At 56.8% G+C, this 15517-nt stretch carries 12 protein-coding genes; 6 read left to right on the forward strand and 6 right to left on the reverse strand.

From position 1 onward, the window contains the following. Positions 1-207 precede the first annotated feature (207 nt). Positions 208-912, reverse strand: coding sequence for a transcriptional regulator (locus GYN08_RS21685; protein WP_166279219.1), 705 nt, complete (start codon positions 910-912; stop codon positions 208-210). A gap of 587 nt (positions 913-1499) precedes the next feature. On the opposite strand from GYN08_RS21685, the gene GYN08_RS21690 reads away from it, so the two are divergent. From GYN08_RS21690 to GYN08_RS21700, 3 genes are all read left to right on the forward strand, one after another. Next, positions 1500-3623: a PRD domain-containing protein gene (locus GYN08_RS21690; protein WP_166279222.1), complete on the forward strand. Its 2124-nt coding sequence runs from the start codon at positions 1500-1502 to the stop codon at positions 3621-3623. After that, positions 3620-5593, forward strand: coding sequence for a PTS mannitol transporter subunit IICBA (locus GYN08_RS21695; protein ID WP_166279225.1), 1974 nt, complete (start codon positions 3620-3622; stop codon positions 5591-5593). Before GYN08_RS21690 ends, GYN08_RS21695 begins: the two co-directional genes overlap by 4 nt. Before the next feature lie 279 nt (positions 5594-5872). Then, complete coding sequence (locus GYN08_RS21700; protein WP_166279228.1) at positions 5873-7021, forward strand: mannitol-1-phosphate 5-dehydrogenase; 1149 nt, start codon at positions 5873-5875, stop codon at positions 7019-7021. A 457-nt stretch (positions 7022-7478) separates the two neighbouring features. On the opposite strand, the gene GYN08_RS21705 is transcribed toward GYN08_RS21700, so the two are convergent. Both GYN08_RS21705 and GYN08_RS21710 read right to left on the reverse strand, forming a co-directional pair. Further along, complete coding sequence (locus GYN08_RS21705; protein WP_166279231.1) at positions 7479-8585, reverse strand: metallophosphoesterase; 1107 nt, start codon at positions 8583-8585, stop codon at positions 7479-7481. Between the two features lie 232 nt (positions 8586-8817). Further along, positions 8818-10038 (reverse strand): LLM class flavin-dependent oxidoreductase, encoded by a 1221-nt coding sequence (locus GYN08_RS21710; protein ID WP_166279234.1) that lies wholly within the window; start codon positions 10036-10038, stop codon positions 8818-8820. Positions 10039-10241: 203 nt separating this feature from the next. Between GYN08_RS21710 and GYN08_RS21715 the strand changes: the two genes are divergently transcribed. The 3 genes from GYN08_RS21715 (at position 10242) to nspC (ending at position 13830) form a co-directional block, all read left to right on the forward strand. Then, complete coding sequence (locus GYN08_RS21715) at positions 10242-11117, forward strand: AraC family transcriptional regulator (protein WP_166279237.1); 876 nt, start codon at positions 10242-10244, stop codon at positions 11115-11117. Positions 11118-11467: 350 nt separating this feature from the next. Then, complete coding sequence (locus tag GYN08_RS21720) at positions 11468-12667, forward strand: saccharopine dehydrogenase family protein (RefSeq protein WP_166279240.1); 1200 nt, start codon at positions 11468-11470, stop codon at positions 12665-12667. Between the two features lie 20 nt (positions 12668-12687). Then, positions 12688-13830 (forward strand): carboxynorspermidine decarboxylase, encoded by a 1143-nt coding sequence (gene nspC / locus GYN08_RS21725; protein WP_166279243.1) that lies wholly within the window; start codon positions 12688-12690, stop codon positions 13828-13830. 72 nt (positions 13831-13902) lie between these two features. Here the strand turns inward: nspC and GYN08_RS21730 are convergent, their stop codons facing one another. From GYN08_RS21730 to GYN08_RS21740, 3 genes are all read right to left on the reverse strand, one after another. Continuing rightward, positions 13903-14397, reverse strand: coding sequence for a glycosyl-4,4'-diaponeurosporenoate acyltransferase CrtO family protein (locus tag GYN08_RS21730; protein WP_166279246.1), 495 nt, complete (start codon positions 14395-14397; stop codon positions 13903-13905). A 112-nt stretch (positions 14398-14509) separates the two neighbouring features. After that, positions 14510-14938, reverse strand: a complete 429-nt coding sequence (locus GYN08_RS21735) for a hypothetical protein (protein WP_235946436.1) — start codon at positions 14936-14938, stop codon at positions 14510-14512. Positions 14939-15009: 71 nt separating this feature from the next. Continuing rightward, positions 15010-15246: a hypothetical protein gene (locus GYN08_RS21740; RefSeq protein WP_166279249.1), complete on the reverse strand. Its 237-nt coding sequence runs from the start codon at positions 15244-15246 to the stop codon at positions 15010-15012. Between the last annotated feature and the right edge of the window lie 271 nt (positions 15247-15517).

The following is a 15517-nucleotide window of genomic DNA, read 5'->3' on the forward strand; positions in this document are numbered from 1 at the left end:
CCGAGCCTCTTTTTCCGCCAAAAATCAGCTGATTTCCGCTCTAAGCGTCTCCTGATTCCGTTAGAATCTCCCCATCGCTCAAAATGCCCGCTAAGCGTCGCCTCGTTCCGTTAGAATTCGCCCGGCCGGCCCGACTCCCGATTTCGAGCGCTCTACGCCTTTCTTTTCTCCTTCGCCGTCTCGGCTTTGCCGCTTTTCGAATGCGGGTTAGTCCTTTTTCGAGCCTTGCCCCCCGTCCGTGCCGCCGAATACCTGACTCGCCGCCGCCAACCGGTACGTCCGGTACCGCTGCTTGTCGTTCACGGCCGTAATCAGCTTGCGCGCAGCGAGCTTTTGCAAAATCGCGCGCGCATGCCGATCCGTTACCCGCAGATGCGAGGCCAGCTCTCCGGCGCCGAACGGCACAAGCCGACGACGCGCATACCTCAAAGTCTCCTCCTCCAACCAGCCGAGTCCGTCCGCCATCAGATCAAACGACAGGAATCGGCCGACAAAAGCAAGCACCAACTGCTGACAGCGCTCGCGTTCCTCGCAGATTGACAAGTAAGCGACAGGCAGCAGCGTCCAACCGTCGAGTCCGAGCAGGCCGTGCCGCCAGCACAGATCTTTGAAACGCCGAGTATCCAGGTCGCGCGCGTGCGAGCCGTAACCTTGAATCTCGATCGCGCCTTTCGCTCCGCCGGGACGGTAGGCCAGATCGATATACCGATAACCTCCGTGGTAATCGCGCACTTCCCATTCCGCATGCAGATCGTCCAAATTGCCTACCGCCGGATACCAGACCCGCCGCAAAAATTCGATCGTTCCGTGTCCGAGCCCCCGCTTCAGCAGTTCCAGACGGCGGACGCCGTCCTCCGCCTCGATTTGCGCGGCCAGCCACTGCGCATACGTTTCCTCAAAATTCGTCCGCATGTCCTTCTCTCCTTTTTCCAAGTTGAAAAAGAACGCAAAAAGCCGCCTCCGATACTTCCGTATCGAGGGCGGCGCGTGCTTCGCGTCCGTATACGTCCAGTTTACCCCGCGCACAAGCGGCAGAGCAAGCGGAATCATGCACTCTCATGCCGTTCAATCCTTGCATTCCACCGATTCGAGAAGCCTGAAAAACAAAAGTATTCCGTCCCCACTCTTGGCCTCTTCACCGAATTCCATCCTTATCCACGGAATACAAATTTTAATTTATTGAGTAGGGTGAAAAACATTGAAAATTCATACTTGATCTTGCATGAAAAATGATTGATGTTTGACTGTTTAGAGTAATAAGTGATTGAAAAACTTTTGCATATTAAAGGAAAGGTCCGCCGTTCTTCGGCTTTGTCACTGGTTGATTCGGGACAAAATCCGGCATCTTTCCTTTGCTATTCCGAGACGGGGTGCTTAAAATTTGAGAAGAAGACGAGGTCTTGCATGCTGCGAATCGTACCGCGGCAGTTCGTCTCATCCCCTTTCCGGGGGAAATGATACCGTTTTCAAAAAGAGGGGTTTGAGAAGGAGGAATCCGTGTGGACAAACCGACCGGGCGACTGCTGCCGATCCTGAAGCATCTTCTCGCTTCAAGGGGAGAGTTCGTTACGGTACGGGATCTGTCGGATGAATTGGACGTCAGCGAAAGAACGGTCAAGCGCGAACTTCCCGGCGTGGAACACTGGCTCTCGGCAAGAGGAGCCCGGCTGATCCGCAAACCGGGTGCCGGAGTCAAACTGGAAGCCGCCAAGGCGCAGCTGGACGCTCTCATAGAAGAACTGCGCGCGGCGGGTTCGGCCAAAGATTACAGCAAGGACGAGAGACATTACTTCCTGATCAGCGAGCTGCTGCTCGCGGCCGAACCCGTCAAGTCGTACAGTTTCGCTTCACAGTTCAAAGTTACCGAAAGCACGCTGAGCGCCGACCTCGACCGGGCGGAACAATGGTTGGAACCGTTCGGTCTGCGCCTGGTCCGCAAGCCGGGATACGGCGTCTACGTCGAAGGCGGCGAGAACGCGATCCGCTCCGCCCTGATCCATCTGGTCTACGAAAGCGTCGCCGAAGACCAGATGGCGGGGCTGCTGAACGGTTCTCCCGGCGACTCCGCTTCCGATCCGGCAAGGGTGCGTTCGCACATCCGCAGCCGTCTGCTTAATCTGATCGACGAAGGTGCCTCGCAGCAGCTTCAGCAGATGGTCGAAGAGCTGGAACACAGCCTTGACCTGAAGCTGACGGACAGCGCTTACGTCGGGCTCGGAGTGCATCTCGCGCTCGCGATCCAGCGTATCCGCTCCGGACAGCGCATCTCGATCGACGGACGCGTGCTGAGCGATCTGAAGAAGCTCGATGAATTCGGCAAAGCCGAGCGGCTTGCCGGCAGGCTGGAAGAAATGCTGGGAATCGAAATTCCCGAAGACGAGGTCGGCTACATCACGATGCACCTGAAAGGCGCGGAGACGCGGCTGGACGGCGAGCACGACAATTATTACGACCACGTCAGCTTCGAACTTGTGCGGCTGGCGCGCAATATGCTGAAAGCCGCGGAAGCGGAGTTCGGTTACGAACTCAAAGGAAGCAGCAAGCTGTTCGCGGGATTCGTGCATCATCTCGGCCCCGCCGTCGAACGGCTGCGGCTGGGGCTCGACATTCGCAATCCGCTGCTTCGGCAAATCCGCGAACAGTACGCGGACGTATTCGATATTGCCGCCAAATGCTCGAAGATTCTCGCCGAGTACGTCGACCGCGACGTCCCGGACTCCGAGATCGGGTACATCGCGATGCACATCGGCGCGATGAGCGAATATGCGCGGGCGGAACGGCCTTCCCCGAAAGTGCTGATCGCCTGCGCGAGCGGCATGGGCACCTCGGGACTCCTGATGGCCCGCGTACGCAAAGAGTTCCCTTCCTTCAATCTGATCGGCATCGCTTCCGCCTCGGAGGCGGCCGAGAACCGCGAGGCGGACTTCATCGTCTCCACGGTCGACGTCGAGACCGAGATTCCCGTCGTGCGGGTGTCGGTACTGCTCTCCTTCCAGGACGTCGAACAAATCCGGCGTTTCGTAAGCGAAGAACAGCGGCATTTCGTAAGGAAAAAGCAGCGGCAAAATCTGCATACCGACCTTGTCGGCACGCTCGAAGATCACCGTCAGACGCTCGAGGGGATTCTGGATCTCGTCAAGCATGTCGATATCGCGGACGATATCGAGGCCCGGGACGTCGGCGAACTGATCGCCGCCATCTCGAAACGGTTTACGCGAAATCCGGAAGATGCCGCCGTGCTCGAAAGGGAGCTGCATGAACGCGAACGGCTGGGCGAGACGGTGCTGTCCCAGGACGGATTGATCCTGCTGCACTGCCGGTCCGAAGTCGTGGAGCGGCTCACGCTCGGCATCTTCCGCTTCCCGGACGGCATCGCCGCCGAGTCGGAAGACAAGCCGCTCTGCCTCAAGGCGGCGCTGCTGCTGCTGGCTCCCAAGGCCAGCGGCAAGTCCTACCTCCAGGCGGCCGGCGAGATCAGCAAATCGCTGATCGACCGCCCCGGATTCGCCTCGCGGCTGTCCGCTTCCGAGCCCGATAAGCTGCGCGGCGAAATCGCGGACATGATGAGAGAGCTTTATGCAAGAAAAATAGAACAATACACATTGGAGGTTGAACAATTATGAGCAGCGTATCGACGCCTGCAAAATCGGGCGGCGCAAGACAGGGCGTTCAGAAATTCGGACGTTTCCTGAGCGCGATGGTCATGCCGAACATCGGCGCGTTTATCGCGTGGGGTCTGATCACGGCCCTCTTTATTCCGACGGGCTGGTGGCCTAACGAAGACTTGGGATCGCTCGTCGGTCCGATGATTACCTATCTCCTGCCTCTGTTAATCGCTTACAGCGGCGGTAAAATGGTCGCGGATCATCGCGGCGGCGTGCTCGGCGCCATTGCAGTCATGGGCGTAATTGTCGGAGCTCCCGATACTCCGATGTTCTTGGGCGCCATGGCAATGGGCCCTCTGGCCGGTTGGGTCATCAAGCAGTTCGACCGTGCCATCGAAGGCAAAATTCCGGCCGGTTTCGAAATGCTTGTCAACAACTTCTCCGCCGGCATTATCGGCGGCGCGCTTGCCATCGGCGGTTATTACGGCGTAGGCCCGCTGTTCGATGCCTTTACCAGCATTCTGGAATCGGGCGTTCAAACCATCGTCAACTGGGGACTTCTCCCGCTGGTCTCGATATTTGTTGAGCCGGCCAAAATTCTGTTCCTGAACAATGCCATCAACCACGGGATCTTCACTCCGCTGGGCAGCGATCAGGTGGCCGATATCGGAAAATCGATCTTCTACCTGATCGAATCGAACCCTGGTCCGGGTCTGGGCGTCCTGCTCGCATACTGGGTATTTGCCAAAGGCTCCATCAAGAGTTCGGCTCCAGGCGCGATCGTCATTCACTTCCTGGGCGGTATTCACGAAATTTACTTCCCATACGTGCTGATGAGACCGGTTCTGATCCTGTCCGTCATCCTGGGCGGTATGGCCGGCGTGTTCACTTTCGTTGCTACCGGAGCCGGCTTGTCGGGTGCGGCATCTCCGGGCAGTATCATCGCTTTGATGCTCGTTTCGCCTAAAGGCGGACACCTGGCGGTTCTCGCGGGCGTAGTCGTAGCCGCTGTCGTATCGTTCCTCGTATCCGCATTCTTCCTCCGCAACTACAAAGCGGATGACGAAGAGCTGGCCAGAGCACGCGAAGCTTCGCAGGCGATGAAAGGCAGCAAGCCGGGCGCAGCCGCTTCTTCGGCAGCCGGCACAACCGTACGCGTTAACGGCAAAGTGGAAAAAATCGTCTTCGCCTGCGACGCGGGCATGGGCTCGAGCGCGATGGGCGCTTCGTCCTTCCGTAAAAAGGTCAAAGCGGCGGGTCTGCCGATCAACGTCACGAACACCGCGATCGAAAACATCCCTTCGGATGCCGACATCGTCGTCACGCAGCAGAACCTTACCGATCGCGCCAGAGCGAAAGCTCCCAACGCGCATCACGTTTCGATCGACAACTTCATCAACAATCCGGTCTACGAAGACCTGATCGAAGAATTGAAAGCTTCCCAATCCGGCGATTCCCCTGCGGAACGCAACACGACCGCGACGGCCGACGCGCAGTGGGATATCGACAACGCCCTGGACAAAGCCGCTCCGGGAGCGGGTGCGGGCGTCGTTCACTCCGACATCCTGCGCAAAGAAAACATCCGTCTCGGCCTGCCGAGCGTCAGCAAGGAAGAAGCGATCCGCGAAGCGGGACGCCTGCTCTCCGCCTCCGGCTATGTAAAACCGGGTTACGTGGACGCCATGATCGAACGCGAAGGCGTGGCTTCGACTTATATCGGCAACGGCGTCGCGATTCCTCACGGCGTAGGCACGGCCAAGAACGAAATCGATAACTCCGGCATCGTCGTGCTGCAGTATCCGAACGGCGTCGAATTCGAAGCCGGCACGGCTTACCTGGTTATCGGCATCGCCGGCGCCCGCGGCGAGCATCTGAAGATTCTGACGAAAATCGCCGAAGCGATCGAGGACGAATCGACGGTTCAGCGCCTGGCCAACACGAAAGACGTCAACGATATCTATAACACCTTGAGCGTGCAGCCCGAGTAACCGTTAAGGCGTTCGAAAAAGCTTAAGCCGGCAGGGATCCCCCTCTGCCGGCTTGGGCTTTGACTTTTTCCTTTGCTGTCCTCGGCTTTGCAAGGCTTGTACTTACGAGCTTATGTTTATCCTTGGTTTCACGATCTTTGCGATTCTGCCGTTTCCCATTCCCGGAAACGGTTTGATCTTTTAAGAAAGCAACACTTTCGGCTGCTAAGCTCGAATATTTCACTTGGAGCGACAATGGAAATATCGAGCCCCTATTCCAAGCGATGGAGGTAACACAACATGTCTAAAAAAGCCATTCAATTCGGAGCCGGCAACATCGGCCGCGGTTTCATCGGAGCGCTGCTCGTCGAAGCGGGCTACGAGCTCGTATTTGCCGACGTCAACGAAGCCATGATCAACGAACTGAACGAAAAGCACGGCTATACCATCCATATCCTTGACCTGGACAAACGCGAGATCCCGGTCGCCGGCGTGTCCGGCTGCCTCTCGAACAGCCCCGAAATGTCGAAGCACATCGCCGAAGCCGAAATCATCACGACGGCCGTCGGCCCTAACGTACTTAAGTTTATCGCCGTCAACATCGCCGCGGGTCTCGAAGAACGCGCCAAATCCGGTGCCGGCTTCCTGAACATCATCGCCTGCGAGAACATGGTCGGCGCCAGCTCCCATCTGAAAGAACAGGTCTACACGCATCTGTCCGACGAAGCGAAAGCCTACGCGGACGAGCACGTCGGCTTCCCGAACTGCTCCGTCGACCGCATCGTGCCTCCGTTCAAAGGCGAAGGCATGCTCGACGTGGGCGTGGAATCGTTCTTCGAATGGATCGTCGAAGAGCCGGCTTTCAAAGGCGAGGTCCCGCAGATCGAAGGCATGAAGCTGACCGATACGTTGGTCGCTTACGTGCAGCGCAAGCTGTTCACCCTGAACACGGGCCATGCGATCACCGCTTATCTGGGCTATCTCAAAGATCTGCCGACCGTCGACAAAGCGATCGAAGACGAGTCCGTCCGCAAGATCGTGCGCGACGCCATGGAAGAAAGCGGCGCGGCCCTGGTCAAGGAACACGGCTTCGACGCGGACGAGCATGCCAAGTACATCGACAAGATCGAGAAGCGCTTCCGCAACCCGTATCTCAACGACGACGTCAGCCGCGTCGGCCGCGAGCCGCTGCGCAAGCTCGGACCGAAAGACCGCCTGAGCGGCCCGGCGCGCATGGCGCTGGACCTCGGCCTGCCGATCGACAACCTGCTGACCGGTATTGCCGCCGCCCTGCATTATAACAACCCGGAAGACAAGCAGTCCGTCGAGCTGCAGGCCTCCATTCAGGAAAAAGGTCTGGAAGCTGCGATCGCCGAAGCGACCGGCTTCACCGAAGACAGCGGCGAGAACGCGAAGATCGCGGACGCTTACGAGTCGCTGAAGAAGTAATCCAACGAACCAGCCGCTTGGACTCGAAGCGGCAGCCCGCGGACAAGCCGAGCCGAAAATTATACGGATTCACCTAAAAAGAAGCCCGGTCTCCTTGGGAGACCGGGCTTCTTTCGCGTGCGTCCTGCGGCAGCCCGCTTTTGCCGAGCGGCGGCTGACGTCTCCGCCGCTCGGCATCGTGCACGCGGTATCCGCTCACACATGCGGTAACGAACCTTAAATACGCTATTTCTGCCTTTTTCGGCACTTTCGAATTCTAACGAATCGTCCTCCTTCTATTTTGGACAAACGACCGTTTTCCACAGCAAAAACGGAATAATAACGATACAAAAGTTCTTTAGGCCGTCAGATTGAGCCGAAACGGTCCGTTAACGATAGGACGATTCCTTGGAATCGGAAAACATCGGAACGGAGCCTTTTAAAACCGGCTTGCCTCTTCCAGCCGTTCAGACGCTGCTTAATCGAACGTCACGTTGATCACCGTAATCTCCGACCGCGAATTCGTCCGCATCGGCAGTCCCCAGAATCCGTAACCCGACGTCACGACCGAGTGCATGCCGTCCTTTTTCAGATAGCCCCAATCGTTTTCATAGATCCGGTTCGTGATAAAGTTCGCCGGGAAAATCTGGCCGCGATGCGTGTGTCCCGATACTTCGAGGTCGATCCCCGCCCGCGCCGCCAGGTCCAGATCGTACGGCTGGTGATCCAGCAGGATCAGCGGCGACGCCGCGTCCGCTTCCGAGGCCAGATCGGCGACGGACATCCGATTCGGGTCGGTCCGGTCTTTGCGCCCGACCAGCGTGACCGGAAGCCCTTCGCTGACGACGTCGTCGTACAGCAGATCCATCCCGCTGTCTTCCAGCGTGCGGATCAGCTCCGTATCTCCCGCCTCGATCCGGTCATGGTTGCCGAGCGTCGCATAGACCGGAGCCTCGATGCCGCGCAGGATCTCCGGAATGCCCTGCTTCACGTACTGCACGATATCGTCGTCCACCAGGTCGCCGGGGAACAGCACCAGATCCGGCTGCTGTTCGTTGATCATCCGCACCAGCCGCTTCGCATGTTCCGGTCCGGACAGGGCGCCGAAATGCATATCCGCCGCCATGACGATCTTCAGCGACGGACGGCCGTCCAGCGCCGGTTTGCCGATCTTCACGTCGTAAGCGCGAACGACCGGGCTGTACGCGTTATACACGCCGAAAGCGCTCAGCAGCAGCACGCACACGGACGCGCATACCGTCACCGAGCGAGTCAGTCTGCGGCGGTCGATACGCGTGAACAATCTGAGCAGAATTACGGCCAGATTCGTGATCGGCAGCACGGACACCATCGCATACGCGAAAATGAGCCAAACCGCCGCCGCCCAATGCGACCAAGCATATTCGCTGAACGCGAACCGGAAGAACATCGACCAAGCCGCAATCAGCAGTCCCGCCGACAGCACGATCAGCCAGCGGCGCCGGATAGCCGGACGGAACGCTTTGATCCCCTTCCACAAATTCCAACCGATATAGAAAAGAAACCCGTGATACACGAGCAAAGAAACGATAATGCGAATAAGCAAACCTCAGGCCCCTCTCCGGAATCGAACGAGAAACGGGCCTCGTTGCCCGCCCCGCGCGTTTTCTTCTATTATACGAAGCCGACGAGCACGAAGTCGAGCGCGCCCGCATACGCCAAAAGCAGCCTTCAGTTAAAGGCCGCTTTTTCAACGCGCGGGATTGTCTGGCCTGCCGCTTCCGACGCGGCCGATGCCGCGCTATAGCGAAGCTTTTTCACGGGCTTTCCCGTTCCCGTCATCGCCCGGCATCCTTCTGCATGTGCGCCCATTTCTCCCGGAACAGCGGCAGCGCTTCGCGGCCGAAGATTTCGGCCTCCTCAAGATGAGGATAGCCGGACAGAATGAACGTCGACACGCCGAGTTCGGCGTATTCGATCAAGCGCTGCGACACCTGGTCTGCGGTGCCGACGATCAGGATCGCGCCGCCGGAGCGCACGACCGACAGCCCCGTCCACAGGTTCGGGCCGACCACGAACTGCTCCGCCTTCGACTGCTCGCGCAGCTCGTTCTGGCGCCGCTGATTGGTCGCGTCGGTCGCGGCGAATTCCTTCTCCGCGCGCTCGATCGCTTCCGGCGAGACTTGGCTGATAATCTCGCGCGCCGCCGCCCATGCTTCTTCTTCCGTATCGCGGACCAGCACCTGCGCGCGCATGCCGTAGCGCAGCTCCCGCGGCCGGCCCGTTTCTTCCTCGTATGCCCGGCGCAGGCTCTCAATCTCCGCGATCTGCTCCTCGATCCAGGCATGCGGTTCGCCCCACATCAGGAACGTGTCCGCGTGACGGACGGCGACTTTCTTCGCCGCTTCCGAGCTGCCGCCCAGGTAAAACGGAGGATGCGGCTTCTGCACCGTCCGCGGCGAACTCGAAGTCCGTTCGAACGAATAATGCTTGCCTCGGAAAGGCTCGGACAAAGCCGTGGCACTTTCGCCTCCGTTATGCGGGTTCCGGCCGTTATCAGCCGCCGCGGCAAACTCCGAAGCCTGCGGCTTGTCGCCGTTCGCCCAGGTCCGCTTCATCACTTCCAGATATTCGTCCGCCCGTTCGTAGCGCTCGTCGTGCGAGCGGGCCAGCGGGTCGCCCAGTTCCTCGAGATCCTGCACGGAGCTGCCGGTCACGACGTTGATCATCGCCCGTCCGCCGGACAATTGGTCCAGTGCCGCGCCCATGCGCGCCGACAGCACCGGAGCGGTCAGTCCGGGACGCACCGCCACGAGCGGCCGCAGCGTCTTCGTCCAGCTCATGACCGCCGAGCCGACGACCCAGGCGTCCAGACACGGACCGCCGGTCGGAATCAGCACGAACTCGAAGCCCGCATTTTCCGCCGCCTGCGCCACTTCCGTCAAATAATCCAGCGTCGCCGGACGCTCCGGCTCCACGCCTACGTATTTGCCATCGCCCGCCGTGGGCAGAAACCAACCGAACTCGATTTCGCGCGCTTCCCGTTCTTCGTTCGCCATCCCCGATCCCGTCCTCTCCGTTTATGCTCAACTTTTTATTTGGAATTTGGCATTTAAATTTTGAAATATTATATACCGACTAAACAAGTTGGATTACTTTTGTTAGAATGATACCAAGGGCTTACGGAATAGTAAATGTCATTTCGCCGCCGAGGTTTTTTGTCATTTTGCGTACATAGCCATTCAGGAGAGGAGTTTCCGTCATGCCGATCGACACGGATGATATGAAGGAAGACCACCATGAATATTTGCGGGTTCACTTTTTTACGCCGTCCGAATACGAGAAGTCCGGGCCCGCCTGGCCGATCCGGATCGGATCGAACCTGGCCAAGCCCGGCTACAGAATAGGTCCGCGCACGACCGCTTACTACTATCTGCTGCTGGTATTGGAAGGGCGCGGCACGTTCGCGCAGAACGGGCGGACCTATCCGCTGGCGGCCGGTGGCATGTACTGTCTGTTCCCGCAGGTCATGCACGAGTATTGGACCGACCCGGACGAGCCGCTGCGCAAAATCTTCCTCGCGTTCGACGGCCGAATGTCGCTGGAGCTGCTTCGCCGCATCGGTCTTACGCCCGCTCGCCCGCATGTGGCTTCGGCACGCGCCGAAGAAGCGGCGGCGGGCATGCGTTCTTTTTTGAACCGAGCGGCAGCCGAAGGCCCGGACCTCTCCGACTTGGACCGATTGGCCGAGTTCTACCGAATCTTCGCCTCTTTGGAGCGGGCTGCGCTGCCGGAAAGCGGCGAGCCGGACGGCATCTCCTGGCTGCAGCGCGGACTCGAGTACATGGAGATCCATTACGCGGAAGGGATCACGGTCGAGGACGTGGCGCGGCACGCGGGCGTGGGACGCACCTATTTCAGCAAAAAGTTCCATGAACGCTACGGGCATACGCCGGTCCGCCACATGCAGCGCCTCAAACTCGACGAAGCCCGGATGCTGCTCGAGCAGACGAATTACTCGCTGTCGGAAATCGCGCATTCGGTCGGCTATCCGGACCTGTTTTCGTTTTCCAAAGCGTTCAAAAAGCATACGGGTCTGCCGCCCAGACAGTACCGCCAGCAGCGCCCGCCGTCCTGAAGACGAATAGGGCGCTTTTTTGTGCTCCGTTTCCCCGGATTTCCCGCGCGCCCGTCCGGTTAATAAACAGAGAGAAACGCCCCACGGCCCATGCGGACCCGCTGCGACCCGATTGGGGTCCCAAATGGCCTGCTGAGCGGACAAAACGGAGGAATACGACGAATTACGGAGGATTTCTGTTAAAACTATGTCAAAATCCCGGCCCGATTCCGAAAACCGCCGTTTTTTTCGCGTTTTTCTTGTGTTTTTGCGGAATAGTTTGTATAATCCTTCTTGTTGATTTTTTAACCGCAGTTCATTTTCGCTATGTAAAACCTATCTTTTCAAACGGACTAAGGGGGGACTTGATTTTGGGAAAAGCATTGATTATCGGTGCCGGCGGCGTAGCTAGCGTTGTCGTGCATAAGTGTGTCCAGAATCCTGACGTATTTGAGGAAATTTGTATCGCGAGTCGCACGCTGTCGAAGTGTGAAGCTTTGAAGACCAAGTTGGACGGAGGACGCACGAAGATTTCGGTCGCGCAGGTCGACGCCGACCGTACGGAAGAAGTCGTGGAGCTGATCAAAAGTTTCGGGCCGGATATCGTAATCAACGTGGCGCTCCCTTATCAGGACCTGACGATCATGGACGCGTGCCTCGAAACGGGCGTTCATTACCTCGACACGGCCAACTACGAGCCGCTCGACAATCCGAAATTCGAATATAAATGGCAGTGGGCTTACCGCGAGAAGTTTGAGAAAGCCGGCCTTACGGCGGTTCTCGGCAGCGGCTTCGATCCGGGCGTAACCGGCGTATTCAGCGCCTACGCGCTGAAGCACTACTTCGACGAGATCCACCAGATCGATATCGTGGATGCCAACGCAGGCGATCACGGTTATCCGTTCGCGACCAACTTCAACCCGGAGATCAATATCCGCGAGATCACGGCGAAAGGCCGCTACTGGGAGAACGGCGAGTGGGTCGAGACCGAACCTCTGTCCGAGAAGAAAGTCTACGATCTGCCGCAGATCGGACCGAAAGACATCTACCTCCTCTATCATGAAGAGCTGGAGTCCTTGGCCCAGAACATGCCCGGCCTGAAGAAAATCCGCTTCTGGATGACCTTCTCGCAAAACTACCTGAACCACCTGAAGGTACTCGAAAACGTCGGCATGACTTCCATCGAGCCGATCGAATTCGAAGGTCAGAAAATCGCGCCGCTTCAGTTCCTGAAAGCCGTTCTGCCGGACCCGGCATCGCTCGGACCGCGCACGAAAGGCAAAACGAACATCGGCTGCATTTTCCAAGGCACCAAAAACGGAGAGCCGAAAACGTACTACGTCTACAACGTATGCGATCACGAAGAATGCTACCGCGAAGTGGGTTCCCAGGCGATCTCTTACACAACCGGCGTGCCGGCGATGATCGGCGCCATGATGGTCCTCAAAGGCCTCTGGAAAAAGCCGGGCGTCTACAACGTGGAAGAGTTCGATCCGGACCCGTTCATGGAAGAACTGAACAAACAAGGCCTGCCGTGGGTAGAGGATTTCTCGCCGACGCTGCTGGACTAAAAGGGGCGTAGGAGAACATCATGACAGACATCGATTTCAGCGCCGTCCCGTCTCCCTGCTACGTCGTGGACGAGCGTCTGCTGACCAAGAACCTCGAACTGCTGGGCTCCGTGCAGGAGCGTACCGGCGCCAAGATCCTGCTCGCCCAGAAAGGATTCTCCATGTTCGCGGAGTATCCCCTGGTCGGCAAGTATCTGGCGGGCGTGACGTCGAGCTCCCTGTTCGAAGCGCGTCTCGGTTACGAGAAAATGGGCAAAGAAGTGCATGTGTACGCGCCGGCTTACGTCGATCGCGAGTTCGACGAGCTGCTGAGCTACACCGACCACATCGTGTTCAACTCGTTCGCCCAGTGGCGCAAGTTCAAGGACAAAGTGCTGAACTACCCGGGCCGCAAGATCGAAGTGGGCCTGCGCATCAACCCGGAATATTCGGAGCTTGAAGTGCCTCTGTACGATCCGTGCTCGCCGTACTCCCGCATGGGCATCACGCTGGAGAACTTCGACGAAAGCGATCTGGAAGGCATCGACGGTCTGCATTTCCATACCATGTGCGAGCAGAACTCCGATACGCTGGAGAACACGCTCAAAGTCGTCGACGAGAAATTCGGCCATGTGATCAAGAACATGAAATGGCTGAACTTCGGCGGCGGCCATCACATCACCCGTCCGGACTACGACGTCGAGCGCCTGATCCGCTGCATCGAGTTCGCGCGCGACAAATACGACGTACAGGTCTACCTGGAGCCGGGCGAAGCGATCGCGCTGAACACGGGCTACCTGGTCGCAACCGTACTCGATACGATGAAAAACGGTATGGACATCGCGATCCTCGACACGTCGGCGGAATGCCATATGCCGGACGTGCTGGCGATGCCTTACCGTCCGAACATCGCGGGCGCCGGCATGCCGGGCGAAAAAGCGATCACGTACCGTCTGGGCGGCATGACCTGCTTAGCCGGCGACGTGATCGGCGACTACTCGTTCGACCGTCCGCTCGAAGTCGGCGACAAGCTCGTCTTCGGCGACATGGCCCATTACACGATGGTCAAGAACCATATGTTCAACGGCGTGAACCTCCCTTCGATCGCTTCGTACAGCGACGAGGAAGGTATCAAAGTGATCCGCGAGTTCAAGTTCGAGGATTACAGTTCGCGGTTGTCTTAAGCTTTGTACGAAAAAAGCCTGACTCCTTTTTGGGGATGTCGGGCTTTTTTATTTGCCGGAACATTTTTTGGATTAAGCCCTGCTCTCGCCCTTGCGTGCCAAGCGCGATCTCAAACGAAGCAGCCGCGGTCTGTTATATCTCTGAATCAAACAAAACGGGATCTGCACCATCACGTTCACGATCGCGCAGATCAAGAACACAAGCGCATACTCGCCAGGATTGATCCAGATGCAGGCAAAGCCCAGAATCGCCATACCCAGATGCCCGACTTCCCCGTATTTCGTTTCCGAAATGAATTTATCCGCATACTCCAACGTAAGTTCCCGATTGAGATTTTTCTTTTGGAATTTCCATAACCCTCCGCCTTCGGGCAGCTTATCTTTCCACCGCTCAAGCCGGATTCTTTTATACAATTCCCGTTCGAACGGCCGCTCCGCGAAAAACCAATCGTTTTTCTCGTACCAGGACTTGGGCAGGAATCGAACCAAATGGGCCGTCCCCAGGCAGCAGACTAACCAAAATATCGTGTTGATGACGATCATCCATGCAATAAAACCGATGCTCATTTTCCACCGTCCTTGTTTGGGCAAACCGGAATGATACAGGGATTACAGGATTGAAATGACCTTGTGGTGGCGATGATCCTTTTTCCGGTATTCAGAGTACAAGGGTATCCGACTACAAGCTCTTTTCGATAATTCTCTCCATAAAAAAACTTACAAACCGACTGTCTTCGTCAGTCATAACAATTTGCGGGTGATCTGTTTGGGTAAAGTCGAACGATAATTGATCCTCAAATAATTCCTTTTGAAAGAAATGTACATACTTATCACTTAAAGTCTCCGGCTGTTCCTCATGTATTCCCTCATACGATTCAATAATTTCAGAAACCGAAGCATATCCGGGAATTTGGGTGTTTAGCAATCCCTGATCATCTTCTCCCATGTAACTAAGATAAATTTCGTACTCTTTCGGGTATCGATAAGGGTACTTATTCATTTGAGTTAATTGTTTTAATGTATCTATATCCTCTTTTGGGGCTGCTTTTATTTCATTTATCCAATTCTTATCAAATATCGATATATAGTTTGACAATCGTTCATACAAATCTGTATATGTTCCTGTTGATGGAATTCGGCTGTTTTTTATCGACATTGAGATAGTTTATACAGCCCTCTTTATGTGTAGTGAATTGATCGCTGGCATTGAAGATATTCAAATAGATTAGTTGCGCTTACCTTCTTATATTCTTGATAAACTTCGGCACTTCCCACTCTTCCGCCCCATACTTCTCCCGTGCCATGCTGCATCTGCGCTTCTAAAACCTCTTCAGCCCCGTATTCGGCCGATTCGCGAATGTCAGGGTTAGCAAGGCGTAAGTATCTTTTATTATCGGCAACAGGAATGCGATCCATATTTCACTTCCATATCCGAATCGTTCAACGCAAAGTCTTGCCGCTGTTCCCGTCCAGTCGCAGCACGATCCGTCACTCACAGCTGCTGACCGGTGAGTCCATTGTACCTTGAACGGCTGTCTACTTTCACCTTCGTGGCTCAACTGCTCGCCGTACGTATCGTAGCTGTACGTATCGGTCACTTGGCCCTGCTCGTTCGTCAGAGCCGTCGTGCTTCCGCGTAGATCATAGTGATACGTTTGGTACTGTCCTGCCGCGTCTTCGCGCCCAA

Origin of the sequence: Saccharibacillus alkalitolerans, from assembly GCF_011090185.1 — a bacterium.
In the GTDB taxonomy this organism is placed as follows: Bacteria; Bacillota; Bacilli; order Paenibacillales; family Paenibacillaceae; genus Saccharibacillus; species Saccharibacillus alkalitolerans.